Here is a 22,431-nt window from a genome sequence, read left to right as displayed (position 1 = left end):
ATAATGAAAAAATTAAATATCTGGAGAGATGAAGGAAAAGTTTCTGCTTCAATCATTGAAAAATTTGCAGAAAATTTAGGTGTAACATTCCCTAGATCGTATATATATTTGATAAGTGAACATGATTATTTATATCCCGAAGAAGATTGTTTTATTTTTATTGATAATAATAAGAATACAGATGACAGAAATATTTTATTTTTAGGATATAAAAAAGATGCCTCCTGTCATGAAAATATCTATACCTATTCATGCATTGATAATGAATATGGCTATGGAAACCAAGTTGTTGCATTTGGAATAAGTGCAAATGGCGATTATATTTGTTTTGATTACCGTAAGAATTCAAGTAATCCATCCATCGTACTTATGTATCATGATGAATTTTACGAAGATGAACTAGGTAATACCAAGATGATTACAGTTCCCATCACACCTGATTTTGATAGTTTTATAGATAAACTTTATCAAGATGTAGATTAACTGGCACTACTAACCAGCATAGCCTGTGTAACCAACCAAAAAAGTGAAATGGTAGGATGTGCATTCATGCACACGCGGTTTTGGTTTCGCTGAACTCCGTTTCAGGCTGCCTTAAAACCACTTACCTTTCCTTTTTACTTTAACTAATCGTAACTCTAAACTATGCCCACTCCCCCCTAAACATTCTCTCACCCAAGCTCTATCCCAGTGAGCCATATAACGAAAGCGAAGCACCCGGTGCTATCACTTGGTTGTGGTATTAATCCCATGCACCGCCAAGTGCCTATTGCCTGTGTAAAAAAAGAAAATCAACTCACCGAAAAAAACAAGCAAGAAGAATTAAGCACATGACAAAAAACCGTGTATATCCTTGCCCAAGCGGTATTTAGAAGCAGCGGTTGCAGCAGCAGAAGTCAGCATTTCCATAACCTACGGCGAACAGCAAAACCGACAAACCACCCAAGTTCAAGTAAATCAAGCCCAAGCCAGCCAAATTCAAGCAGGCGGTAAAACTACCCTTATTGCCGGAGGTGCAGGCGAACAATCCAATATCAACATCACAGGATCGGATGTTTCAGGTAAAGCAGGAACCGGCCTGATTGCCGATAACGACATCACACTCCAATCCGCCGAACAAAGCAGCAGCGAACGCAGCAACAACAAAAGCAGCGGCTGGATAGAGATACAGATGCGGCAAACCCAGTTCGCGTGCTTTATCCAGACAAAACGAAACCAGCTGCCTGCCTACGCCCAAACCGCGAAATTGCGGCAAAACGAACACATCACCCAGCCAATATTCGTATTCGGGAAAACACGCCATATCAAACCGCTTTAATGCCGCCGAACCCATCAGCCGCCCTTCGTTATCGACAGCCGCAAACGCCAGCGGCAAGTCATCCCCATTAAGGCACTGTGCGTAATACACACGGATTTTGTCCAGAGACGACCACGGCGCAAAATCGTGCCATTCCTCAAATAGCGTGAGTGATAAAGGCTCGACAAATTCAGGCTTCAGACGGCATATGTTCATATCGGGTCCTCTTGTTGTACCGCGTAGGGATTATTTTCACAGTATAGGCCGTCTGAAAGGTTAACACATCTTAAAAAATCAGCGTAAAACACGATAAACCCGCCGCCAGCCCCATTCAAATCACTTATAATTCTGCCCATACCGCACACAAACAAAAGAAGAACACCATGGCCAAGAAATTTCCCATTTTCCCGAAAAATCCCGAGCGTATCTGCTGGGGTTGCGACAAATACTGCAAAGAAGACGATCTGCAATGCGGCAACGGTTGCGAGCGCATCCAACATCCCATCGAATTGGACGGCCGCGACTGGTATAAAAAAGGCGACTGGAGCAATTTGTTGAGCGAAGAGCAGCAAATCGAACTTGGACTGAAAGAAGCACCCAAGCCGGCCAAACCGCATATCAAGCTGCCTTTAAAAAACAAAACGGCTTAAACGGTATGCCGTAAACAAACGAAATAAAAAGGCCGTCTGAAACCTGAAAAACAGGGTTTCAGACGGCCTTTGCGTTGTCGGATTATGCCTTCACATAATGCACAAACGCGTATTCGATGCCTTTGGCGGAAACATGGTTTTCCCGAGAGGCTTCTTGCCATGTTTCTGTGGAAAACTCAGGAAAAAACGCATCGCCGTCCACATCCAAACCGACTTCGGTCAAACGCAAATCCGTGGCAATCGGCAGGGCTTGTGCATAAATTTGAGCGCCGCCCATGATGATGACTTCTTCAGCCCCCTGACACAAAGCCAGCGCATCTTCCAAAGAAGCCGCCGTTTGCGCACCTTCGGCCTGATAATCTTGGCGGGTGATGACGATATTTTGACGGCCGGGCAGCGGTTTGCGCGGCAGAGATTCCCATGTTTTGCGGCCCATAATGACGGGTTTGCCGGTGGTGTAGGATTTGAAAAAGGCAAAATCCTCGGGCAAATGCCAAGGCATAGTGTTGTTGATGCCGATACAGCGGCGGGCGGCGTAGGCGGCGATAAGGGTGATTTTCGGCATGATGAAGTCCGTTTGCAAAATAAAATGATTATAGCGGAAGGGAGGCTGGATGGACTGAATGCCCGATATTTTTAAAATGTTTCAATATTTATAAAATTAATATTCAAAATACTTAATTTTGACAAAAATCATTTATTGTTCATTTTTTTAGGTATATGATGAATATCATACCAAATAAAAAGGAAAGGAAAAAATGATGCGAACCCTCCGTATTTCTGCTTTGACTGCTTCCCTGTCTTTGATGTTGGCTGCCTGCGGTGGCGCAACAAGCGGCTTGTCGAATGCCGTGACCGAGCCGCTCAATCCGCATCCGAAAGGCGTGTTGTCCGTTGAATTGAACGAATCCGTCCCTGAAAACGGTACGTTGGAGCTGATGGCCAACGGTAAACCGCAAAACCTGAAAAAAGGCGACAAACTCGATACCGGCTTTTTGAAAACCGATAAAGTATCTTCTTACGACTACGCCCAAAAAATTAAGGTAAACGGCCAAGTCATCACTTTGGAAACGGGCGACTTCCAAGTGTATAAACAAAATTATTCCACTGTTGCCGCGCGTTACGCCAAACAAAAAGCCGATGACGCAGGCAAGCTGCAAAACCTCGATACATACACATTCATCGTCGGCGAAGTCCAAGGCGATGAAACAGCGTATCGCAATTTGCCCAAACAAGGCAGCTATCAGTATTCAGGTATCGCGTTTAATGGCGACGACCGCAGCGGCCGTCTGAAATACACCGTCGATTTCGATAAAAAACAAGGTTACGGCAAAATCAGCAGCATGGCTTCCCACAATAATGTCGACCTGCTTGCCGCAGGCATTGCCAATAACAATGGCAAAGCCGCCATCAGCGGTAAAACCAGTTTGAATGGCGTAGAAAACGGCCGTTACGATTTGAAACTCTTCGGCCCGCAGGCTGAAGAAATTGCCGGTAAAGCGCAAATCAAAGTTGGCGACTCCACCAAAGAAATCGGTTTAGCCGGTAAAAAAGAATAGGAAACAAGGCCGTCTGAAATGTTCAGACGGCCTTTTTGTGACAAAAAAAGCAACGGCTCAAACCGTTGCTTTTTTCATGCCAACCTAAATTACAGGCTGCCCAAGATAATGCGCAATACGCGGCGCAACGGCTCGGCAGCACCCCACAAGAGTTGGTCGCCGACAGTGAATGCGCTGATGTATTCGCCACCCATCTCCAGTTTGCGGATACGGCCGACAGGAACAGACAGCGTGCCGGTAACTTTGGCGGGCGTCAGCTCGTGGATGCTGGCTTCTTTTTCGTTGGGGATAACTTTCACCCAGTCGTTCGCGCCTGCCAAAATCGCTTCGATTTCGGAAACAGGCAGGTCTTTTTTCAGCTTCAGGGTGAGGGCTTGGCTGTGGCAGCGCATAGAGCCGATGCGTACGCACAAGCCGTCGATTACGGTCGGATTGTCGCTGCGACCGAGGATTTTGTTGGTTTCTACGCCGCCCTTCCATTCTTCTTTTGACTGGCCGTTGCCCAAGTCCACGTCAATCCACGGAATCAGGCTGCCGGCGAGCGGTACGCCGAAGTTGGCTTTCGGATAGTCTTCGCTGCGCAGGAAATCGGACACTTTGCGGTCGATGTCGAGAATCGCGCTGGAAGGATCGGCAAGCTCGTCCGCCACTTTAGCGTGAATCGCGCCCATGCCGCTGATGAGTTCGCGCATGTTTTTCGCACCCGCGCCGGAAGCGGCTTGGTAGGTCATGCTGGTTGCCCATTCGACCAAATCGTTTTGGAACAGGCCGCCCAAAGCCATCAACATCAGGGAAACGGTACAGTTGCCGCCGATGTAGTTTTTCACGCCGTTTTTGAGACCGTTGTCGATGACGTTGCGATTGACAGGGTCGAGGACGATAATCGCATCGTCTTTCATGCGCAGGGAAGAAGCCGCGTCAACCCAGTAGCCGTTCCAGCCGCTGTCGCGCAGGGGTTGGAAGACGGATTTGGTGTAATCGCCACCCTGACAGGTAACGATGATGTCCATTTTTGCCAATTCGGCAACATCATTGGCATCCAACAATGTTTTGGCTGCCTGACCGAAATCAGGGGCAGCGCCGCCGACGTTGGAAGTGGTAAAGAAAAACGCTTCGGGAATGTGGGCGAAGTCGTTTTCTTCTTTCATACGCTGCATCAAAACAGAGCCAACCATACCGCGCCAGCCGACGAAACCTACTTTCATGTGTTACTCCTTACAAAGAAAATCCGGATAAGTTTATAGTGCATTAACAAAAATCGGAACGGCATCGCCTGCCGCTTTGTTCAGACTTTTGTTAACCCACTATAAAAAAGGGGAAAACGAGTGTTTTAACGCCGTCTGCGGAAAATGTAAAGGTTTTTATCAAAAATTTTTAGAATGATGGGAAAATAGGTTAAGATAACAATGAAACTACATTTCATTAATTGCACAGAGGAAGATTAAATGAGCGAAATCAATTTGTCGGATTTGCCTAAAACAGAAATAGTAGATGTCCATATTGCTTCGCCGGGGGCGAGGGTTGTGGCATATTTGTTGAATAATCTGTTTACTTTTTTGATATGGGTACCATTCATTGTGATGGTAGTTTTCACTTTTGATGAAAGCAAAGAATTAGTTTCGGAGTCTTCTCTTTCTAATACTCCTGACTATGCAGTCATAACATTTTTTATTTCTTTGGCTGTCTATTTGGTTTTTGGTATCTTCCAACTGTATTACATGAGCCGAGACGGTCAGTCTTTAGGTAAAAAAATTATGGGCATCCGGGTGTTAAAAAGTGACGGTAGCAATCCGGGTTTTGGTGGTACGGTTTTGATACGCGAAGTGGCTTGGTCATTCATTGTCGGTATTATAGTCATTGCGGTAATGTTGGCAGTAAATGAAACAGGTGGAGATTTGGTTTCTCTGCTTATGACTTTCATCAACTTCATCATGCTCTTCTCCGTCAAACGCAACCGTCGCACGCTCTACGATATGCTGGCCGATACGGTTGTCGTCAAATTGCCGCCGCGCCGATAAATCGCTTTTTTGTGTTAAAATCAGCACTTTCCAACATAGGCCGTCTGAAAAATAGCTTTCAGACGGCCTTTCGACACGCTATTGATTCCATGAAAAAACATCTGTACCGCATTACGCTCGTCAGTATTGCCGCAGCCATTCTTGCCGCCTGCCCGAGCAAAAGCATTAAAAATCTTCCCGAAACCGACACCAGCGTTATCAAAGGTCCTGACCGCCCCACCGGTACGCCTGATCCCGTCGGTACGACAGTGAGCGGGGGAGGAGCAAACTACACCGTAGTTTCCTACAACGAATTGCCGCACTGGGACCTCCAACACTTTACCAAAAGCCTGCAGTCTTTCCGTTTAGGCTGTGAAAAACTTAAAAACCGCCAAGGCTGGCAGGACGTTTGTATCCAAGCCATGCAAACGCCGGTGCACCATTTCCAAGCCAAGCACTTTTTCGAGCGCTATTTCACCGCATGGCGCGTCGATAACGGCGGCAATCCTGCCGGCACCATTACCGGCTATTACGAACCGGTCCTGCACGGCGACGACAAATCCACAAGCCAATCCCGTTTCCCTATTTACGGCATTCCGAACGATTTCGTTTCCGTTCCGCTGGCTGCAAACTTGAGGGGCAGCAAAGCCACTGTCCGCATCCGCCAAACCGGCCCAAACAGCGGTGTCATCGACAACAGCGGTACATACACGGCCGACTTGTCCAGATTCCCGATTACAGCACGCAGCACTGCGCTGAAAGGCCGTTTTGAAGGCAGCCGTTTTGTTCCTTACTACACCCGCAGCCAAATCAACGGCGGCGCGCTTAACGGCAAAGCGCCGATTTTGGGTTATGCAGATGATCCGGTCGAACTTTTCTTTATGCACATTCAAGGTTCAGGCCGTCTGAAAACACCGTCCGGAAAATACATCCGTGTCGGATTTTCCGATAAAAACGAACATCCGTATGTTTCCATCGGCCGCTATATGGCGGATAAAGGCTATCTGCCGCTGGGTCAGACCAGCATGCAGGGCATCAAGGCCTATATGAAGCAAAACCCCGGCCGCCTTGCCGAAGTTTTGGGACAAAACCCAAGCTACGTCTTTTTCCGCGAGCTGACCGGCAGCAGTGATTCAGGCCCGGTGGGCGCATTAGGTACGCCGTTGATGGGCGAATACGCCGGTGCCATCGACCGCCACTACATCACGCTTGGCGCACCGCTGTTTGTCGCCACTGCCCATCCGATCACCAAAAAAGCCCTCAACCGCTTAATTATGGCGCAAGACACCGGCAGCGCGATTAAAGGCGCGGTCCGTGTGGATTATTTCTGGGGCTATGGTGACGAAGCAGGCGAAGTGGCCGGCAAAATGAAAACCACCGGCTATGTATGGCAGCTCCTGCCCAACGGCATGAAACCGGAATACCGCCCATAAACAGCGGTTTAAAAAGGCCGTCTGAAACCAAGATTGAGGTTTCAGACGGCCTTTTTATTTCTATAAAAATGCGGCAGGTTTTTAAAACCTGCCGCGGTATGGGGACATACAGCTCGGACGGTAAGCCGGGTTCTGTCGCGGACAGTCATTCCTCTAGGCACATCATTGCTGGTGTGCTCAAGCAACCTACCCGAACGCTCGGCGAGCAGCGTCATCGCGTTCTGTTTGGTCTTGCTCCGAATGGGGTTTAGCCTGCTGCGCTTTGTTACCAAATGCACGGTGCGCTCTTACCGCACCTTTTCACCCTTACCTGTTTTGCCCTAAGGCAATCATCGGCGGTATTGCTTTCTGTTCCACTTTCCGTCGCGTTGCCGCGCCCGGCCGTTAGCCGGCATTCTGCTCTGTGGAGCCCGGACTTTCCTCCCCGTATGCCTTACGCGATACGCGGCGACTGTCTGTCCAACCTGTATGAGGTGCAGATTATAACACAGCCGCCATAAGGTTCAGACGGCCTAAATATTTATTTTTTCTTTTTAAATGCTATTTCGGTCAAACCCAATTCCTGTGCTTTTTTGCGGACTGCGGATTCGGGCATTTCGCGTGCTAGGCGGCTGGTGCAGTATTCGGTCATGGTGGTGGCGCAGGCTTTGAAGTTGCCGGTAAAGTCGCTGGCGGCACTCAAAAACGGGATGAGGCGGCCGGCCATGATTTCTTCGGCCGGTGCGTCTGTTTGGGCGGATACGCGTCCGGACTCGACCGCCGAGAAGATTTGTTCGGTAAAGCGTCGGGCGAAGTTTTCTTCTGTTTGGCAGTCTTGGAATGCGGTGTTTTCATATTGGCAGACAAGGGTAACTTCGCCTTGCGCTTCTTGCAGCGGTTCGGCCAAATCGAGTTTGAGGGTTTGCTTGTCGGTTTGCAGCCAGGCGGTGCGGCCTTGGGTTTTGATGATTTTGCCGTAAACGCCGATGGCATCGTTTTTGGGGATGTTTTTCTGTTCGGCAAGTTGCTGGGCCGAGAATAAGGGGGCTTGTTCGGCAAATGCGCCGCCGGTTTCGTGTTTGAAGTAGGCGGCGAGGTCTTGTTTGATGAGGGCTTGGGTCAGCAGTTTTTCGCCTTCGGTCAGGCGGTGTGCGAAGCCGTGTGTTTTGGGGGCGGATGCGGCATCCGTGGTCTTGGTGTCCGGTGTGCAGGCGCTCAGGAGTAAAAGCAGGGGAAGGATGTATTTCATGGCTGGTCTCTCAACAGGCCGTCTGAATCTATGGTTTCAAACGGTCAGCATTGTTTATCGATAACGATAAACCCGGCGGGGATAAACGGGATAGGCCGGGTAATTGCGGACGGGTTCGCTGTCTTGATAGATAACGGTCGTCCCGGGCGGGGCGTTGATGGTCACGGTTTTGTTGACGGTGGTTTGCGAGTGGACGGGCAGGTCCAAGACGGCGGTGCGCCCGTACGGAGTCTCGGTATAAACGCACGCGCTTAGAAGCAAGGCGGTACTCAGGACGGCAGTTTTCATGTTTCAGACGGCCTTATTTGAGCAGGTTTTTCAAGGCCAGGCGTACGCCTTCGCCGACTTCCGTGCCTTTGGGAATGCCTTTGGTGGCGGCTTTGGCTTCGCGTTCGTTGTAGCCGAGGGCAAGCAGGGTGTTGATGATGTCTTGGCTTTCGTCGGCAACGGCATCAGGGGCAAACAGGCCGTCTGAAACGGTATGGGATACGAGTTTGCCGCGTAGTTCCAACACCATGCGTTCGGCGGTTTTTTTGCCGATGCCGGGGGCGGAGGAGAGGCGTTTGACGTCTTCTTCGGCGACGGCTTGCGCCAGCTCGTCGGCATTCATGGCCGACAAGATACCCAATGCGGTTTTGGCACCGATGCCGCTGACTTTGACCAGTTGGCGGAAGGTGGCGCGTTCCTCGGCTGAGGCGAATCCAAACAGCAAATGCGCGTCTTCGCGGATGACAAGCTGGGTGTAGAGATGGACGGTTTCGCCAACGGGGGGCAGGTTGTAGAAAGTCTGCATGGAAACGTCGGCTTCATAACCGACGCCGTTGACGTCGATAACGACCTGCGGCGGATTTTTTTCAATCAATTTGCCTGTAAGCCTGCTGATCATGGTGTTCCCCTGTGATTAAAAAAGGCCGTCTGAAACCTTGCAATCGGGTTTCAGACGGCCTTGTATTGTATCAAACTTCAGCGGTAACGCGGACGAAATCAGATGGCGGATGCCAGGTTCAGATGACGGGCGCGTTCGCCTGCTTCGGCGGCACGTTCTTGGCTGCTGAACGGACCCATTTTGACAACGTATTCGTAGTTGCGTTTTTCAAGCGTGATTTTGCTGTCGGATGGCAGGCTTTGTGCGGTTTGGTTCAAATAGGCTTGCGCTTCGCGTTCGGTACCGAAGGATTTCAAATCAACAAAAAATTCTTTGTTGTTTGGGGTAATAATGGTTTGAGCGGCGGTTTGGCCGGGGATGATTTGTTCAACTTTGACGTTGGCTGTGCCTTGGTTGATGAAACCCAATTGTTGGGCGGCGGCTTTGGAAACATCGATGACGCGGTTGCCGTGGAAAGGGCCGCGGTCGTTGACACGGACGATGACGCTTTTGCCGGTTTGCATATTGGTCACACGTGCGTAGCTGGGAATAGGGAGGGTTTTGTGGGCGGCGGAGAGGGCGTTCATATTGTAACGCTCGCCGCTGGAAGTTTTACGGCCGTGGAATTGGCTGCCGTACCATGAGGCTTTGCCGGTTTGGCTGAAAGAGGAAACTTTGGTCAGCGGCGTGTAGCGTTTGCCGGCAACTTTGTAACTGCGGTTGGCAGAAGGATGCAGTTTTTCGACTCGGACCACGCTGTCGGCGACGGCGGCATTGATGGAAAGGACGCCGATGGTGGCGGCGGCTAAGGAAAGGAGGGTTTTTTTGGTAAAAGTCAAAACGGGTTCCGTTCTTGAGTTGATAACGCAGCGGTTTCAGACGGCCTGTTATACGCCGCCTGCGAAACCGTTTTGTCGCCATGCTTCAAACAGAATAACGGCGACGGTATTGGAAAGATTCATGCTCCTGCTGTCGGGCATCATCGGCAGGCGGATTTTTTGTCCGGCAGGCAGGCTGTCGAGAACTTCGGCAGGCAGGCCGCGCGTTTCGGGACCAAACAGCAACACGTCGCCTTCGCGGAAGGAAACTTCGTCGGGTCGGGTAGAACCTTTGGTGGTCAGCGCGAAAATGCGACGGCCTTCAAGGGCCTTGAGGCAATCATCGAAATTTTCATGTACCGTCAGTTTGGCAAACTCGTGATAATCCAAGCCCGCGCGTTTCATTTTGGACGAATCCAGCGGAAACCCAAGCGGCTTGACCAAGTGCAAATCGGCACCGGTATTGGCGCACAGGCGGATGATATTGCCCGTATTGGGCGGGATTTCGGGTTGGTACAAAACTATGGTAAACATATAAATCAATCACTTATAGAGTGGCATAATGCCGAAATGTTCCATGGGTGTCAAAAACTTTAAGCTATTTTTTCATTGGCGGCCGCGCCAAGCTCCAGCAAAAAATCTTACCTGCGCCTGATTTTTTCAGTGTTTTCGCCAATTCGTTTAAAGTCGAACCGGTGGTAAAGACATCATCAATTAACAGAATATTACACGCCTTCGGCAATTCAGTTTTGATTTTAAATGCATTCTTGATATTTCGCCGACGTTCGTCGCTTTTCAGCGTACTTTGCGGCTCGCCGTGCCGTCTGAAAACCGCGTGGCGCGGCAGCAGCGTCCAGCCGTAGCGTTTTGCCAAAATATCCGTCAACACCTCGCTTTGGTTGAATCCGCGCTTGAGCCGCCGCTCTTTGCTCAAAGGCATGGGCAGGACGAAATCGAAGTGTTCCGTCGTTAGCCAGTCCGGTGCGTTTTGGCCCATCAAATCCGCCAACGGCCGGCTCATGCCCAAATCGGCCAAGTGTTTCAGCTCGCGTATCATGCTGCTGACGGGTGGTTCGTAATACAGCGAGGCCCACATTCTATCAAATGCGGGCGGCTTTTTCTGACAACTGCCGCACACTGCCCCGCCTGCGACATGGCGGAAACACAAAGGGCAGCTTTGTGCCGCGTCGATAAAATATTCCGTCAAATCGTTTGCGCAGCCTCGGCAAAGGCCGTCTGAAACGGAATCGTGGCATAATACGCAACGTCGCGCATTGAGCTGTTTCAAACTGCGCCACCAAGAAAGAACATTCATGCCACACTCCGCCAAAAAAGTTTATCTGATACACGGTTGGGCGGCGAACCGCCATGTATTCGACGATTTGATACCGCGCCTGCCTGCCGGTTGGGACGTCCGCGCGCTTGATTTGCCCGGACACGGCGATGCGCCTTTTACCGAACCGTTTGATATTGCCGCCGTTGCCGAAACCTTTGCCGGACAAATCGACACGCCGGCACACATTCTTGGCTGGTCGCTGGGTGGATTGGTTGCCCTGTATTTGACCGCGCTTTATCCCGACAAAATCCAATCGCTATGCCTGACGGCAAGTTTTGCCCGATTGACTGCCGACACGGATTATCCAGAAGGCTTGGCACAACCTGCCTTGGGCAAGATGGTCGGCGCATTTCAGCTGGATTATGCCAAACATATTAAACAGTTTCTACAACTGCAACTGCTGCACACGCCCCATTCCGGCGAAATCTTAAACCGGGTGCTGCCCGATTTGGCGTGCTGCGGCACGCCTTCCGCCTTACAAGCCGCACTTGAAGCGGTCAACCATGCCGACGCGCGTCCGCTGTTGCCGCTTATTCAAACGCCGTCACTGCTGGTGTTTGGACAGAAAGACGCCATCACGCCGCCGCGTATGGGCGAATATTTACACCGCCATTTGAGTAACAGCGAGCTGGTCCTTATCGACAAAGCCGCACACGCGCCCTTTTTAAGCCATGCCGACGAATTTGCCGAAACCTACCGCAATTTTGTCGAAAAGGCCGTCTGAAACAGCCTTCAACCATAAAAACATTGTCGGGCAAAGCCCGCTGACACGACCCACCATGACCGAACAAGACAAACGCTGGCAAATTCACCGCCATCTCGCCCAAGACACCGACGAGCGCCTGCAGCTAGTCCGCAATGCACCCAAACGCATCATGCTGATTGGTGCCGATGCCGACATCAGCCGCAGCCTGCTGGCCGCGCGTTATCCCGACGCCGTGTTTGAAGAATACGATCCGAATGCCGACTTTTTGAAAACCGCCGCCGCCGCGCGCAAAGGCGGTTTCTGGCAGAAGCTGACCGGCAAAACCATTCCGCAACATTGCCAAGCCCTGACCGCGCCGCTGCCCGAAGCATCCGCCGATATGCTGTGGGCCAACCTCAGCCTCAGCCGCGCCGACGATATTTTGCCGGTATTGAAAAACTGGGCCGTTGCTTTGAAAACCGACGGATTATTGTTTTTCACGCACTTTGGCCGCGACAGCCTGACCGAGCTGACAGGCCGTCTGAACCATGAAGGCATCGAATGCGAAGCGCCCACGCTGATTGATATGCACGACTTGGGCGATATGCTCGCCGACAACGGCTTTTACGATCCGGTAACCGACACGGCCAAGCTTGAGTTGAGCTATAAAAAAGCCGGGACGTTTTGGCAGGACATGGAAACCTTGGGATTGTGGAATGCGTTGAAGTTCAGTAATCCGCAAGCGGCCAAGGAATGTGTGGATAAGATTTTTGAAAACGAAGGCCGTCTGAACATCACGCTTGAAACCGTGTACGGCCATGCCGTGAAGAAATTGGTGTTGCCGCAAGGGGAGAACGTGGTGCAGTTTTTCCCGAAACGGCAGGGCTAGTTTGGCGGTTGTGCCGGTAGGGTTGACACCGCGATTGCGTGTTGTCGAATGCGGTTTAGCGTTTGTATCGATTGCCTGCGCTGTTTAATATGTATGAAAAAGGCCGTCTGAAAAGTTTTCAGACGGCCTTTTATTTGATTCCAAATTAAGCCTGTTTGGCAGCCCATTCGGCCGGAGTGGCGGCAACGGAAATCGACAGTGCGTGCAATTCGTTGCTTTCGAGTTGCGGCTTGAGGCCGTCTTTAATCAGGCGGTGGCGGGCGAGGCGGGCTTTGCCTTCAAATGAGGAGGAAACGATGACGGCGAAGAAGTGATGGCCGTCGCCTTCGACTTCGACGTGTTCGCAAGGGGTAACGCCTTCAATCAGGGTTTTGACTTGTTCGGGTAAAAGCATGGAGGTTCCTTGGGAAATGGTTTGCTTGTAAAAGAGGGCATTATACCGAATCTTGATAAAAACAGGCCGTCTGAAAAACCAAATTTCGGGTTTCAGACGGCCTCGGTTTTTTGAAGCGTCAAATGCTTATTCGTACACTTTCAGCAGCTCGACTTCAAAAATCAAGGTCGCGTGCGGAGGAATCACGCCGCTGGCACCGTGTGCGCCGTAGCCCATTTCGGAAGGAATGGTCAGCTTGCGTTTGCCGCCTTCTTTCATGCCGCCGAAGCCTTCGTCCCAACCTTTAATCACTTCGCCGACGCCCAGAGTGATGGTCAGCGGTTGACGGCGGTCGAGGCTGGAGTCGAATTTGGTACCGTCTTCCAACCAGCCGGTGTAATGTACGGTGATTTCTTTGCCTTTGACGGCTTCTTTGCCGTGGCCTTCTTGCAAGTCTTCAATAATCAGGCTCATGATGTTCCTTTCGGATGTATGGTGAAAATCGGCTCAAGATTACCATATTGTGTGGAATCGTGAAACAAAGCCGACTATATGGCCGGCAACAAAAGGCCGTCTGAAACGAATTTTCAGACGGCCTTTATTTTGTGCCAAACCTTATTTGTTGTCAGGTTGGGATTTGACATCGATGGATACAGGCAGCTCAGGCATGGTTCGGGCAGATTCAGGAACATTGCCGGTGAGGGCTTTCAAGAAGGCAACGATGTTTTCAGTTTCTTCCGGAGCCAGAGTTTTACCCAATTGGGCTTTCGCCATGATGTTGACGGCTTTATCCAATTCCCAAACGCTGCCGTTGTGGAAGTATGGATAGGTGCGCTCAACGTTTCTCAAACCGGGAACACGGAAGAAGAATTCGTCTTCGGCTTTTTTGGTTACGTCCGCACGGCCTTTGTCGTGTTTAGGATCGTCGATGTGTTTCCAGTAAGGACCATCCACCAAACCGAATTTTTGGAACATGGCACCGCCCAAGTTGACGCCGCTGTGACAAGCGATACAGCCGTTGTCCATAAATGCGCGTACACCTTTGCGTTCTTGTTCGCTCAGGGCAGATACGTTGCCTTTCAGGTAGTCGTCCCAACGGGTCGGGGTCAGCAGGGTACGTTCAAACGCGCCCAATGCGGTGGTGATGTTTTTGAAGGAAACCGCGCCGTCTTCAGGGAATGCGGCTTTGAATTTCTCTTGGTATTCAGGAATACCGGCGATTTTTGCGGCGGCATCGGCTTCGGTCGCGTTGGCCATTTCAACAGGGTTGAGCAATGGGCCGCCGGCTTGTTCTTCCACATCGGCTGCACGGCCGTCCCAGAATTGGCTGCCCAACAAGGCGGCATTCAGAGCAGTTGGGGAGTTACGGCCGCCGAATTGGCTTTTGTGGCCCGCGCTGGTCGGCATGTTGTCTACGCCGGCAGTTGCCAAGTTGTGGCAAGAGTTACAGCTGACGGTGTTGCCTTTGGACAGGCGGTTTTCGTACCAAAGTTGTTGGCCGAGTTTGACCTGTTCTTCGGTAAACGGACGGACTTTTTGCATTTCGGCTGCGTCAGGCAAAGGTTTGAACGTGGCTTGCGCGCGTTCCAACAGGGCTTTGTCTTCGTCAGAAACATCGGCAGAATTTTGAGGGGCTGAAACGGCGGCGGTGCTTGCGGCAGCATCGGCAGCGCTCGCGGCAGAAGCAGCTTGAGGAGTTTCAGTAGTTTGTGCTGTTTTCTCACCGCAGGCGGTCAACGCGGCAGAAACGGCCAAAGCCAGAACGATTTGGTGGAGTTTCAAACGTGGCATAGGAGGTTCCTTTGTTATGCATTTGTTATGTAATGGTTTGCTGGTTATGACAGCAGTGTTTGAACTATATAAGATAAGTTGCTTTTGATTCTTGCTGTAAATCAACCTTCTAATTTTGATAAATTTTGAAAATATAAACGATAGAGAATTTTATACTATGAAACTTTTTTATTGTTTTTTTACAATTAGTTAATGTTTTTAAGGCCGTCTGAAAAAACAAAATTCAGACGGCCTTTTAGTTTTTATTGATTACGTTCGTTATTTTATTTTAAAAAATCTTAATAATTATAGGATTATTAAAAAATGAAAATAATTTGCGTTATTAAGCGTAAAGCGTTATAAATGCGTTAACAAATGAACGTTTCACTTTAGAGTTTTTTATGCTGATTGCTTTTTTGATTATGCTGCGCGAGGGCATCGAAGCCGCCCTGATCGTCGGCATTGTTGCCAGTTTTTTAAAACAGTCGGGACACAGCGAGCTGATGCCGAAGGTTTGGCTGGGCGTGTTTTTGGCTGCGGCCATGTGTTTGGGTATCGGTTACGGCATTCATTCCGTTACGGGCGAGATTCCGCAAAAAGAACAGGAATTGGTGGTCGGCGTCATCGGCCTGGTGGCCGTGGCGATGCTGACGTACATGATTTTGTGGATGAAGAAGGCCGCGCGTTCGATGAAACAGCATCTGCAGGATTCGGTTCAGACGGCCCTGAACCGCGGCAGCGGCCAGGGTTGGGCCTTGGTCGGCATGGCGTTTTTGGCCGTGGCGCGCGAAGGTTTGGAGAGCGTGTTTTTCCTGCTGGCCGTGTTCCAGCAAAGCCCGACGTGGTCTATGCCGATAGGCGCGGTGTTGGGGCTGTTGGCGGCGGTTGTCATCGGTACGCTGATTTATCAGGGCGGTATGCGCCTGAACTTGGCGAAGTTTTTCCGTTGGACGGGCGCGTTTTTGATTGTGGTGGCGGCCGGTCTGTTGGCCGGTTCGTTTCGTGCGCTGCATGAGGCTGGCGTATGGAATGCGATGCAGGACATCGCTTTCGACACCTCGAAATATTTGCATGAAGACAGCCCTTTAGGCGTGCTGCTCGGCGGTTTCTTCGGCTATACCGACCATCCGACCGAAGGCGAAGTCCTGATTTGGCTGCTGTATCTGGTTCCCGTCATGATTTGGTTTTTGCGCGGCAGCGCTCCGGCAAAAACGTTAACTAAATTAACTAAATAAGAAGGAAGTAAAATGAAAAAATTCAATCTGACTGCTTTGTCTGTAATGCTGGCTCTGGGTTTGACTGCGTGTCAGCCGCCTGAAGCCGAAAAAGCCGCGCCTGCCGCTTCAGGTGCATCCGCTGCCGCCAATGCCGACGGTTCGGTCAATATCGGTGTGAACGATACTGCCTGCGAACCGATGGAATTGACCGTCCCCAGCGGCCAAGTCGTGTTCAACATCAAAAACGACAGCGGCCGCAAGCTGGAATGGGAAATCCTGAAAGGCGTGATGGTGGTGGACGAGCGTGAAAACATCGCCCCGGGTTTATCCGACAAAATGACCGTTACCCTGCTGCCGGGCGAATACGAAATGACTTGCGGCCTGTTGACCAATCCGCGCGGTAAGCTGATTGTTACCGACAGCGGCTTCAAAGACACTGCCAACGAAGCCGATTTGGAAAAACTGGCGCAACCTTTGGCCGACTATAAAGCTTACGTTCAAGGCGAGGTTAAAGAGCTGGTGGCGAAAACCAAAACCTTTACCGAAGCCGTTAAAGCCGGCGACATTGAAAAGGCCAAATCCCTGTTTGCCGCCACCCGCGTCCATTACGAACGCATCGAACCGATTGCCGAGCTTTTCAGCGAACTCGACCCCGTCATCGATGCGCGTGAAGACGACTTCAAAGACGGTGCGAAAGATGCCGGGTTTACTGGGTTCCACCGTATCGAACACGCCCTTTGGGTAGAAAAAGACGTATCCGGCGTGAAGGAAATTGCAGCGAAACTGATGACCGATGTCGAAGCACTGCAAAAAGAAATCGACGCATTGGCGTTTCCTCCGGGTAAGGTGGTCGGCGGCGCGTCCGAACTGATTGAAGAAGTGGCCGGCAGCAAAATCAGCGGCGAAGAAGACCGTTACAGCCATACCGACTTGAGCGACTTCCAAGCTAATGTGGAAGGCTCCAAAAAAATCGTTGATTTGTTCCGTCCGCTGATCGAAGCCAAAGACAAAGCGTTGTTGGAAAAAACCGATGCCAACTTCAAACAGGTTGAAGACATTTTGGCGAAATACAAAACCCCGAACGGTTTCGAGCTGTACGACAAATTGAGCGAAGAAGACCGCAAAGCCCTGCAGGCGCCGATTAATGCCTTGGCAGAAGATTTGGCCAAACTGCGCGGCATTTTGGGTTTGAAATAAGATAACGCGTTTTCAGGCGGCCTTTGGATATTGAAAGGCCGTCTGAATCTTATTGTCTCCCACACAAAATATGCTTGAAAACCAACCTTACTTCACACGATTGCAATCTTTCCGTTCCCTGCCAAGGAGCAGACCATGAGCCAAAACAAACAACCGGCACAACCCGAAAAACGAACCCTTTTCAAAACTGCCCTTGCCGCCGGCGCTATCGGCGTTGCCGGTTATTTTGCCGGTAAAAAACAAGGCGAAGCCGCCGCCGATACCCAAAACAACCAACATTCCGAGCTGGCCTATCCGTGTTACGGCGAGCATCAGGCAGGCATCGTCACGCCACACCAGCTCTTCGGCATCATGTGTGCCTTTGACGTTACCGCCAAAGACGCCAAACAACTTGAAAACCTGTTCCGCACCCTGACCGCCCGCATCGAATTCCTTACCCAAGGCGGCGAATACCAAGACGGCGACGACAAGCTCCCGCCTGCGGGCAGCGGCATCCTCGGCAAACAATTCCGCCCCGACGGATTGACGGTTACCGTCGGCGTCGGCAGCAGCCTCTTTGACGATCGCTTCGGCCTCAAAGACAAAAAGCCGAAACACCTGCAGGAAATGCGCGACTTTCCTAACGACAAACTCCAAAAATCTTGGTGCGACGGCGACCTCAGCCTGCAAATTTGCGCGTTTTCCCCCGAAACCTGCCAAGCCGCCCTGCGCGACATCATCAAAAACACCGCCCAGTTTGCCGTCATCCGCTGGAGCATAGACGGTTGGCTCCCTAAAGCCGAACCCGGCGCCATTGCCGCGCGCAATCTTTTAGGTTTCCGCGACGGCTCCGGTAATCCAAAAGTCGAAGATCCCAAAGTCGCCGATCAAGTCCTGTGGACAGGCGTTGCCGCCAACAGCTTGGACGAACCGGCATGGGCGAAAAACGGCAGCTATCAGGCCGTCCGCCTCATCCGCCACTTTGTCGAATTTTGGGACCGCACCCCGATGCAGGAACAAACCGATATTTTCGGCCGGCGCAAATACAGCGGTGCGCCCATGGACGGTAAAAAAGAAGGCGACACCGCCGATTTCGCCAAAGACGCCGACGGCAAAATCACGCCCAAAGACAGCCATATGCGCCTTGCCAATCCGCGCGATCCTGAGTTCATGAAAAAACACCTGCTCTACCGCCGCGCCTTCAACTACTCGCGCGGCCTAGCCGCCAACGGCCAACTTGATGTCGGCTTGGTGTTCATCTGCTATCAGGCCAACCTTGCCGACGGCTTCATCTTCGTGCAAAACCTGCTCAACGGCGAGCCGCTGGAGGAATACATCAGCCCGTTTGGCGGCGGCTATTTCTTCGTCCTGCCGGGTGTCGAAAAAGGCAGCTTCCTCGGCAAAGAGCTTTTGGGCGTATAAATCCGCCGATGGTTTGAATAGATAAAAAGGCCGTCTGAAACCTGATTTCCAGATTTCAGACGGCCTGTGTTTTTTCTATTAAACCAAATGTTCCGCCAAGAAAGCCAATGCGTATTCGACGGCTTGCGCCCTTACTGCTTCGCGGTCGCCTGTGAAAAGCGCGGTTTGTTCAAACGAACCTTCGGGCGTGGCCAGGCCGAACCAGACTGTGCCGACCGGTTTGGCCGCGCTGCCGCCGCTAGGGCCGGCAATGCCGGAAATACTCAAGGCGTAATCTGCCTGCGCCACGGCTTTTGCGCCGCGTGCCATTTCATAGACGGTCTCGCGGCTGACCGCGCCGTGTTTCAGCAAGGTATCGGGCATGACGCCCAGACGCTCCTGTTTGGCTTGATTGCTGTATGTGACGAAGCTTTGATGAAACCATTGCGAGCTGCCGGAGAGGGAAGTCAGCGCACCTGCAAGTAGGCCGCCGGTGCAGGACTCGGCGCAGGTAACGGTTTGACGGCGGCTGGTCAGGTGTTCGGCGATGGTTTGCAGATGGGACATGACGGCTCCTTATGGAAATGGTGGAATGGGGCGGGCGTTTGACCCGCCGGGTTTCAGACGGCCTGAAAGCTGAAATCAGGCTTTCGGCTGAATGAGGTGGACATCACATTGTGGGAATGGGATGTTGATGTTGGTGGCACGCAGGTTTTCAACCACTTGCTCGTTCAGGGCGAATCGGAATGGGCCGAGATTTTCTTCTTGCGTCCACGCCCAAAGGGTAATTTCGATGGCGCTGTCGCCAAGGTTGGTAATGTATACGACGGCAGGTCGTTCTTCGGTTTGAACACACAATGGATGCTCGGTTGCCGCTCTCAATACGGCGGCTTTGGCGGCTTTCAAGTCGCAGGCGTAGTCGACGCCGACAACGACTTGGGCGCGGCACAGGGGCAGGGAGGAGCGGTTGGTGATGCTGTTGGTCATGACCACGCTGTTGGGCAGGACGACTTCTTCGTTGTCCGGCGTACTCAAAGAGGTCTGCACCATTTTGATTTCGCGGACGATACCTTCAAAACCGTTGACACGGATAAAGTCGCCGACTTTAAACGGGCGGAACAGGATAATCAGCGCGCCGGCGGCGAAGTTGGACAGTTGGTCTTTCAAAGACAAAGCCACGGCCAAGCCTGCGCCACCGATCAAGGCGGTAACGGAAGTGGTCGGGATGCCGAGTTTGCCCAGTGCGGCGATGATGACGAGGATCAGCAGGCCGATGTTGGCGACGTTGCCGAGGAAGCTGACCAGCGTTTTATCGACTTTGGCGCGTGTCAGCGCGGCTTTCATCAGTGTTACCAAGCGCGTGGCGATCCAGCGGCCGATAAAGAAGATGGCTAAAGCGGCCAGCAGGTTGGTACCGAAAGACATGCCGGTTTGGGCGAGTTGTTCCCAGCCGGAGAACGAAGAGAGGACTTGAAGATCGAAATTCATAATTGTGTGTGCGTGTGAAGTTGTTTAAAAGGTCATTGTAAAACAAGGCCGTCTGAAAAACTAATGATTTGTTTTTTCAGACGGCCTTGATGTGTTTTTAAGTTTTTCGGTTTAACGTAAAACGGTTTTGCTCCAACGGCTCACCCATTGTTTTTGCTTGGTGTTGATGTCGGCGCGATTGGGGGAATCGCTGTGTTGCGGGGTTTGGGCAAACTCGAATACTTTGGGCAGCGGCGTGTTTTTGACTGCCGGATAGACCCACATTTCGGCAGGCAGGGCTTTTTGCACTTCGCCGCTTTGCAGCCAGCTCACCAGTTTGGCCGCCAGTTCGGGTTGTTTTGCACCTTTCAAAACGGCCGCGCCTTCAACTTGGCGGAATGTGCCGCCTTTGAGGAAGAGGTTGCCGGTGGGCGGGATGCTGTATTTGCCTTTGGAGTAGTGGACTTCGGCCGCCGGGCTGGTGGCATAGCTGACCACGAGGGGATAGGCGCCGCCGTTTTGGGTGAAATCGGTGTAGTAGGCTTCGCTCCAGCCTTTGGCAACTTTCACGCCGTTTTGGCGCATTTGCGCCCACCATTTGAACGCGCCTTCTTCACCCATGCCGCCGATGTTGGCCAAGAGGAAGGAGAGGCCGGGCGAGGACGTGGCGGGAGACGGGGTCACCAGAAGGTTTTTATACTCCGGTTTGGTCAGATCTTGCAGGGTTTGTGGCAGGGGCAGTTTTTTCTGTTCAAACCATTTTTTGTCGTAGTTGATGGCGACATAGGCGTAATCAACAGCCAGCGCATCGGGCAGGGAGGCGGTTACGGGCGCGGATTTGGGTTGACTGGCGGCGAGGATGCCGGCGGCTTTGGCTTTGCCGATGTTGGCGTTGTCCAAACCGTAAACCGCATCGGCAATCGGGTTGGCCTTGCTCAAAATCAGCTTGTTGAGCATTTCGTTGCCACTGCCTGCCTTGATGACGGACACTTTGGCATCGTTGGCTTTTTCAAATTGTGCGATGACGGATTGTGGCAGGCTGAAGGATTTGTGCACGGCCAAACGTACTTCGGTTTGGGCGTACAGGTTTGCCGAGGCCAGTAATAGAGCCACTGCGGACAATTTCAGTTTCATTCTCTTTCCTTTGTGCGGGTAAAATACGAAATATCATAACAAAATCTGCATATCAAGGCACGATATGAATCATTCCCCAGTTTGGCTGTTTGACCTCGACAATACTTTGCACAATGCCGAAGCCGGCATTTTCTACATCATCAACCGCGCCATGACCGAATACATGGCAGGCCGTCTGAAGCTTTCCGAAGAAGCCGCCTCTCATCTGCGCCAAGATTATTGGCACCGATACGGCGCGACGCTTGCCGGTTTGCAAATCCACCATCCCGAAGTCGATATCGATGAATTTTTGCTTGAAAGTCATCCACTTAAGCAAATTTTGGTAAAGGTGGAGGGTATGGATGGAACTGATGATGTTTTAGGCCGTCTGAAAGGGCGAAAAGCCGTATTTTCCAACGGGCCTTCGTTTTATGTCCGCGCATTGGTTGAGGCGTTGGGCTTGGAAGCGCATTTTGACGGCTTGTTCGGCACGGACGACTTCGGCCTGCTCTACAAACCTAATCCGCAGGCCTATCTCAACGTCTGCCGCCTGTTGGGCGTCAAACCCGAACAGTGCATTATGGTGGACGACAGCGCCGACAATCTGCACCAAGCCAAAGCCTTGGGCATGAAGACCGTTTGGTATGGCGAAAAGGCCCATCCGCTGCCATTTGCCGACGGCATAGCGAAAGATATGCAGGGTTTGCTTGAAGTTTGCACAAAACTGCCGTGAAGTTTTGCAAAAACAAGTACAATACGCGGTATTGCCGACATTTAAAACAAGGACAACATCATGCGTAAACTCGCTTTAATTCTGACCGCCGCCGCCGTTTTGGCCGGTTGCTCTTGGGAAACCTACACCAACGAATCCGGCCGTACCGCCGTACGCCAAAAATATGCTACCGGCACGCCTATCGTTTATCAGGACGGTACTTATTCTAAAAACATGAATTACAACCAGTTCCGCCCTGAGCGCCGCGCCGTCCAATCCAATCAAGCGGATCATGCCGAACACGGCGAACGCGGCCAACATTGGCAAAAACCGCAATTTGCCAACCAACAGCCAGCAACCGAATAACAATATCCCCAAGGCCGTCTGAAACGGAGTGAAAAACAATCAACACTTGTTGCCACACTTTTCAGACGGCCTCAAACAA

27 protein-coding genes, 1 other RNA gene and 1 pseudogene are annotated in these 22,431 nt (G+C 51.5%); 13 read left to right on the top strand and 16 right to left on the bottom strand.

Annotated features, from left to right (window positions below; translation table 11 throughout):
* Positions 1-3 precede the first annotated feature (3 nt).
* Positions 4-483: an SMI1/KNR4 family protein gene (locus tag ACTHSN_RS10020; RefSeq protein WP_070461533.1), complete on the top strand. Its 480-nt coding sequence runs from the start codon at positions 4-6 to the stop codon at positions 481-483.
* A gap of 403 nt (positions 484-886) precedes the next feature.
* Positions 887-1,159: pseudogene (locus tag ACTHSN_RS10015) on the top strand (hemagglutinin repeat-containing protein); the annotation flags it as partial.
* Here ACTHSN_RS10015 and ACTHSN_RS10010 read toward each other — a convergent pair.
* Entirely contained in the window at positions 1,058-1,513 is a 456-nt protein-coding gene (locus ACTHSN_RS10010; protein ID WP_234396013.1) for a GNAT family N-acetyltransferase, read from the bottom strand. The pseudogene ACTHSN_RS10015 and the gene ACTHSN_RS10010 overlap by 102 nt on opposite strands.
* Positions 1,514-1,680: 167 nt before the next feature.
* Between ACTHSN_RS10010 and ACTHSN_RS10005 the strand changes: the two genes are divergently transcribed.
* Positions 1,681-1,947: a DUF3079 domain-containing protein gene (locus tag ACTHSN_RS10005; RefSeq protein ID WP_003686685.1), complete on the top strand. Its 267-nt coding sequence runs from the start codon at positions 1,681-1,683 to the stop codon at positions 1,945-1,947.
* Positions 1,948-2,029: 82 nt separating this feature from the next.
* Here ACTHSN_RS10005 and ACTHSN_RS10000 read toward each other — a convergent pair whose 3' ends face one another.
* Positions 2,030-2,512, bottom strand: a complete 483-nt coding sequence (locus tag ACTHSN_RS10000) for a dihydrofolate reductase (protein ID WP_070461535.1) — start codon at positions 2,510-2,512, stop codon at positions 2,030-2,032.
* A gap of 196 nt (positions 2,513-2,708) precedes the next feature.
* On the opposite strand from ACTHSN_RS10000, the gene ACTHSN_RS09995 reads away from it, so the two are divergent.
* On the top strand, positions 2,709-3,506 hold the full coding sequence (locus tag ACTHSN_RS09995; RefSeq protein ID WP_070461536.1) for a factor H-binding protein: 798 nt from the start codon (positions 2,709-2,711) through the stop codon (positions 3,504-3,506).
* Between the two features lie 89 nt (positions 3,507-3,595).
* Here the strand turns inward: ACTHSN_RS09995 and asd are convergent, their stop codons facing one another.
* Positions 3,596-4,711, bottom strand: coding sequence for an aspartate-semialdehyde dehydrogenase (gene asd, locus ACTHSN_RS09990; RefSeq protein WP_063076326.1), 1,116 nt, complete (start codon positions 4,709-4,711; stop codon positions 3,596-3,598).
* Positions 4,712-4,951: 240 nt separating this feature from the next.
* Here asd and ACTHSN_RS09985 point away from each other — a divergent pair, with 240 nt between their 5' ends.
* Both ACTHSN_RS09985 and mltA read left to right on the top strand, forming a co-directional pair.
* Positions 4,952-5,524, top strand: a complete 573-nt coding sequence (locus ACTHSN_RS09985; protein ID WP_070461537.1) for an RDD family protein — start codon at positions 4,952-4,954, stop codon at positions 5,522-5,524.
* 89 nt (positions 5,525-5,613) lie between these two features.
* The gene (gene mltA / locus ACTHSN_RS09980) at positions 5,614-6,936 is read left to right on the top strand and encodes a murein transglycosylase A (protein WP_070461538.1); all 1,323 of its coding nucleotides are present in this window, start codon (positions 5,614-5,616) and stop codon (positions 6,934-6,936) included.
* A 105-nt stretch (positions 6,937-7,041) separates the two neighbouring features.
* On the opposite strand, the gene rnpB is transcribed toward mltA, so the two are convergent.
* From rnpB to ACTHSN_RS09945, 7 genes are all read right to left on the bottom strand, one after another.
* Positions 7,042-7,403: RNase P RNA component class A (rnpB, locus tag ACTHSN_RS09975), an RNA gene on the bottom strand.
* Positions 7,404-7,456: 53 nt separating this feature from the next.
* Positions 7,457-8,164 carry a hypothetical protein gene (locus ACTHSN_RS09970; RefSeq protein ID WP_049333117.1) on the bottom strand — a complete coding sequence of 236 codons (708 nt, stop codon included), beginning with the start codon at positions 8,162-8,164 and terminating at the stop codon, positions 7,457-7,459.
* Between the two features lie 54 nt (positions 8,165-8,218).
* Complete coding sequence (locus ACTHSN_RS09965) at positions 8,219-8,452, bottom strand: hypothetical protein (RefSeq protein WP_049333119.1); 234 nt, start codon at positions 8,450-8,452, stop codon at positions 8,219-8,221.
* A gap of 13 nt (positions 8,453-8,465) precedes the next feature.
* A complete protein-coding gene (gene ruvA, locus ACTHSN_RS09960; protein WP_049349161.1) occupies positions 8,466-9,050 on the bottom strand; it encodes a Holliday junction branch migration protein RuvA in 585 nt (194 codons plus the stop codon).
* Positions 9,051-9,148: 98 nt separating this feature from the next.
* The gene (locus ACTHSN_RS09955) at positions 9,149-9,868 is read right to left on the bottom strand and encodes a septal ring lytic transglycosylase RlpA family protein (protein ID WP_070461541.1); all 720 of its coding nucleotides are present in this window, start codon (positions 9,866-9,868) and stop codon (positions 9,149-9,151) included.
* A gap of 48 nt (positions 9,869-9,916) precedes the next feature.
* Positions 9,917-10,381, bottom strand: a complete 465-nt coding sequence (trmL, locus tag ACTHSN_RS09950) for a tRNA (uridine(34)/cytosine(34)/5-carboxymethylaminomethyluridine(34)-2'-O)-methyltransferase TrmL (RefSeq protein ID WP_070461542.1) — start codon at positions 10,379-10,381, stop codon at positions 9,917-9,919.
* Between the two features lie 64 nt (positions 10,382-10,445).
* Positions 10,446-11,162, bottom strand: coding sequence for a ComF family protein (locus ACTHSN_RS09945; protein WP_070712467.1), 717 nt, complete (start codon positions 11,160-11,162; stop codon positions 10,446-10,448).
* On the opposite strand from ACTHSN_RS09945, the gene bioH reads away from it, so the two are divergent.
* Both bioH and ACTHSN_RS09935 read left to right on the top strand, forming a co-directional pair.
* Entirely contained in the window at positions 11,161-11,907 is a 747-nt protein-coding gene (gene bioH, locus ACTHSN_RS09940) for a pimeloyl-ACP methyl ester esterase BioH (RefSeq protein ID WP_440365294.1), read from the top strand. The genes ACTHSN_RS09945 and bioH overlap by 2 nt on opposite strands.
* 55 nt (positions 11,908-11,962) lie before the next feature.
* Positions 11,963-12,757: a methyltransferase gene (locus tag ACTHSN_RS09935; RefSeq protein ID WP_049329347.1), complete on the top strand. Its 795-nt coding sequence runs from the start codon at positions 11,963-11,965 to the stop codon at positions 12,755-12,757.
* Between the two features lie 145 nt (positions 12,758-12,902).
* Here ACTHSN_RS09935 and ACTHSN_RS09930 read toward each other — a convergent pair whose 3' ends face one another.
* From ACTHSN_RS09930 to ACTHSN_RS09920, 3 genes are all read right to left on the bottom strand, one after another.
* The gene (locus tag ACTHSN_RS09930; RefSeq protein ID WP_003686612.1) at positions 12,903-13,151 is read right to left on the bottom strand and encodes a BolA family protein; all 249 of its coding nucleotides are present in this window, start codon (positions 13,149-13,151) and stop codon (positions 12,903-12,905) included.
* Positions 13,152-13,277: 126 nt separating this feature from the next.
* Positions 13,278-13,607: an FKBP-type peptidyl-prolyl cis-trans isomerase gene (locus ACTHSN_RS09925; protein WP_107768583.1), complete on the bottom strand. Its 330-nt coding sequence runs from the start codon at positions 13,605-13,607 to the stop codon at positions 13,278-13,280.
* A gap of 138 nt (positions 13,608-13,745) precedes the next feature.
* Positions 13,746-14,921 carry a cytochrome-c peroxidase gene (locus ACTHSN_RS09920; RefSeq protein ID WP_049329349.1) on the bottom strand — a complete coding sequence of 392 codons (1,176 nt, stop codon included), beginning with the start codon at positions 14,919-14,921 and terminating at the stop codon, positions 13,746-13,748.
* Positions 14,922-15,301: 380 nt separating this feature from the next.
* Between ACTHSN_RS09920 and efeU the strand changes: the two genes are divergently transcribed.
* The 3 genes from efeU to efeB all read left to right on the top strand — a co-directional run bounded on the left by efeU (position 15,302) and on the right by efeB (position 18,715).
* Complete coding sequence (gene efeU / locus ACTHSN_RS09915; protein ID WP_107768582.1) at positions 15,302-16,135, top strand: iron uptake transporter permease EfeU; 834 nt, start codon at positions 15,302-15,304, stop codon at positions 16,133-16,135.
* Positions 16,136-16,147: 12 nt separating this feature from the next.
* Positions 16,148-17,314, top strand: coding sequence for an iron uptake system protein EfeO (gene efeO / locus ACTHSN_RS09910; protein ID WP_004519217.1), 1,167 nt, complete (start codon positions 16,148-16,150; stop codon positions 17,312-17,314).
* 135 nt (positions 17,315-17,449) lie between these two features.
* The gene (efeB, locus tag ACTHSN_RS09905; protein ID WP_440365293.1) at positions 17,450-18,715 is read left to right on the top strand and encodes an iron uptake transporter deferrochelatase/peroxidase subunit; all 1,266 of its coding nucleotides are present in this window, start codon (positions 17,450-17,452) and stop codon (positions 18,713-18,715) included.
* Between the two features lie 78 nt (positions 18,716-18,793).
* Here efeB and ACTHSN_RS09900 read toward each other — a convergent pair whose 3' ends face one another.
* From ACTHSN_RS09900 to ACTHSN_RS09890, 3 genes are all read right to left on the bottom strand, one after another.
* Entirely contained in the window at positions 18,794-19,261 is a 468-nt protein-coding gene (locus ACTHSN_RS09900) for a CinA family protein (protein WP_003686660.1), read from the bottom strand.
* Between the two features lie 75 nt (positions 19,262-19,336).
* The gene (locus tag ACTHSN_RS09895) at positions 19,337-20,182 is read right to left on the bottom strand and encodes a mechanosensitive ion channel family protein (protein WP_440365292.1); all 846 of its coding nucleotides are present in this window, start codon (positions 20,180-20,182) and stop codon (positions 19,337-19,339) included.
* Between the two features lie 111 nt (positions 20,183-20,293).
* The gene (locus ACTHSN_RS09890) at positions 20,294-21,295 is read right to left on the bottom strand and encodes a thiamine ABC transporter substrate-binding protein (RefSeq protein ID WP_440365291.1); all 1,002 of its coding nucleotides are present in this window, start codon (positions 21,293-21,295) and stop codon (positions 20,294-20,296) included.
* 64 nt (positions 21,296-21,359) lie between these two features.
* On the opposite strand from ACTHSN_RS09890, the gene ACTHSN_RS09885 reads away from it, so the two are divergent.
* Together ACTHSN_RS09885 and ACTHSN_RS09880 are read left to right on the top strand one after the other, a co-directional pair.
* Positions 21,360-22,007, top strand: coding sequence for a pyrimidine 5'-nucleotidase (locus tag ACTHSN_RS09885; RefSeq protein ID WP_070461552.1), 648 nt, complete (start codon positions 21,360-21,362; stop codon positions 22,005-22,007).
* Positions 22,008-22,067: 60 nt separating this feature from the next.
* Entirely contained in the window at positions 22,068-22,352 is a 285-nt protein-coding gene (locus tag ACTHSN_RS09880) for a membrane lipoprotein lipid attachment site-containing protein (RefSeq protein ID WP_003686634.1), read from the top strand.
* Positions 22,353-22,431: the final 79 nt, after the last annotated feature.

The organism is Neisseria sp. P0009.S010 (genome assembly GCF_051958545.1).
Taxonomy (GTDB): domain Bacteria; phylum Pseudomonadota; class Gammaproteobacteria; order Burkholderiales; family Neisseriaceae; genus Neisseria; species Neisseria subflava_A.
Note: the sequence above shows the minus strand (reverse complement) of the source record. Positions and strands in the feature narration are given on the sequence as shown.

What these genes read in the sequence shown, in the direction of transcription:
- ACTHSN_RS09900 (WP_003686660.1), bottom strand. Translation starts at nt 19,261, where the DNA reads ATGTCCCATCTGCAAACCATCGCCGAACACCTGACCAGCCGCCGTCAA.
- ACTHSN_RS10010 (WP_234396013.1), bottom strand. Translation starts at nt 1,513, where the DNA reads ATGAACATATGCCGTCTGAAGCCTGAATTTGTCGAGCCTTTATCACTC.
- ACTHSN_RS09965 (WP_049333119.1), bottom strand. Translation starts at nt 8,452, where the DNA reads ATGAAAACTGCCGTCCTGAGTACCGCCTTGCTTCTAAGCGCGTGCGTT.
- efeO (WP_004519217.1), top strand. Translation starts at nt 16,148, where the DNA reads ATGAAAAAATTCAATCTGACTGCTTTGTCTGTAATGCTGGCTCTGGGT.
- trmL (WP_070461542.1), bottom strand. Translation starts at nt 10,381, where the DNA reads ATGTTTACCATAGTTTTGTACCAACCCGAAATCCCGCCCAATACGGGC.
- ACTHSN_RS10000 (WP_070461535.1), bottom strand. Translation starts at nt 2,512, where the DNA reads ATGCCGAAAATCACCCTTATCGCCGCCTACGCCGCCCGCCGCTGTATC.
- bioH (WP_440365294.1), top strand. Translation starts at nt 11,161, where the DNA reads ATGCCACACTCCGCCAAAAAAGTTTATCTGATACACGGTTGGGCGGCG.
- ACTHSN_RS09970 (WP_049333117.1), bottom strand. Translation starts at nt 8,164, where the DNA reads ATGAAATACATCCTTCCCCTGCTTTTACTCCTGAGCGCCTGCACACCG.
- ACTHSN_RS09945 (WP_070712467.1), bottom strand. Translation starts at nt 11,162, where the DNA reads ATGAATGTTCTTTCTTGGTGGCGCAGTTTGAAACAGCTCAATGCGCGA.
- efeU (WP_107768582.1), top strand. Translation starts at nt 15,302, where the DNA reads ATGCTGATTGCTTTTTTGATTATGCTGCGCGAGGGCATCGAAGCCGCC.
- ACTHSN_RS09890 (WP_440365291.1), bottom strand. Translation starts at nt 21,295, where the DNA reads ATGAAACTGAAATTGTCCGCAGTGGCTCTATTACTGGCCTCGGCAAAC.
- ACTHSN_RS10005 (WP_003686685.1), top strand. Translation starts at nt 1,681, where the DNA reads ATGGCCAAGAAATTTCCCATTTTCCCGAAAAATCCCGAGCGTATCTGC.
- ruvA (WP_049349161.1), bottom strand. Translation starts at nt 9,050, where the DNA reads ATGATCAGCAGGCTTACAGGCAAATTGATTGAAAAAAATCCGCCGCAG.
- ACTHSN_RS09930 (WP_003686612.1), bottom strand. Translation starts at nt 13,151, where the DNA reads ATGCTTTTACCCGAACAAGTCAAAACCCTGATTGAAGGCGTTACCCCT.
- ACTHSN_RS10020 (WP_070461533.1), top strand. Translation starts at nt 4, where the DNA reads ATGAAAAAATTAAATATCTGGAGAGATGAAGGAAAAGTTTCTGCTTCA.
- ACTHSN_RS09985 (WP_070461537.1), top strand. Translation starts at nt 4,952, where the DNA reads ATGAGCGAAATCAATTTGTCGGATTTGCCTAAAACAGAAATAGTAGAT.
- ACTHSN_RS09885 (WP_070461552.1), top strand. Translation starts at nt 21,360, where the DNA reads ATGAATCATTCCCCAGTTTGGCTGTTTGACCTCGACAATACTTTGCAC.
- ACTHSN_RS09920 (WP_049329349.1), bottom strand. Translation starts at nt 14,921, where the DNA reads ATGCCACGTTTGAAACTCCACCAAATCGTTCTGGCTTTGGCCGTTTCT.
- mltA (WP_070461538.1), top strand. Translation starts at nt 5,614, where the DNA reads ATGAAAAAACATCTGTACCGCATTACGCTCGTCAGTATTGCCGCAGCC.
- ACTHSN_RS09895 (WP_440365292.1), bottom strand. Translation starts at nt 20,182, where the DNA reads ATGAATTTCGATCTTCAAGTCCTCTCTTCGTTCTCCGGCTGGGAACAA.
- ACTHSN_RS09995 (WP_070461536.1), top strand. Translation starts at nt 2,709, where the DNA reads ATGCGAACCCTCCGTATTTCTGCTTTGACTGCTTCCCTGTCTTTGATG.
- ACTHSN_RS09880 (WP_003686634.1), top strand. Translation starts at nt 22,068, where the DNA reads ATGCGTAAACTCGCTTTAATTCTGACCGCCGCCGCCGTTTTGGCCGGT.
- asd (WP_063076326.1), bottom strand. Translation starts at nt 4,711, where the DNA reads ATGAAAGTAGGTTTCGTCGGCTGGCGCGGTATGGTTGGCTCTGTTTTG.
- ACTHSN_RS09935 (WP_049329347.1), top strand. Translation starts at nt 11,963, where the DNA reads ATGACCGAACAAGACAAACGCTGGCAAATTCACCGCCATCTCGCCCAA.
- efeB (WP_440365293.1), top strand. Translation starts at nt 17,450, where the DNA reads ATGAGCCAAAACAAACAACCGGCACAACCCGAAAAACGAACCCTTTTC.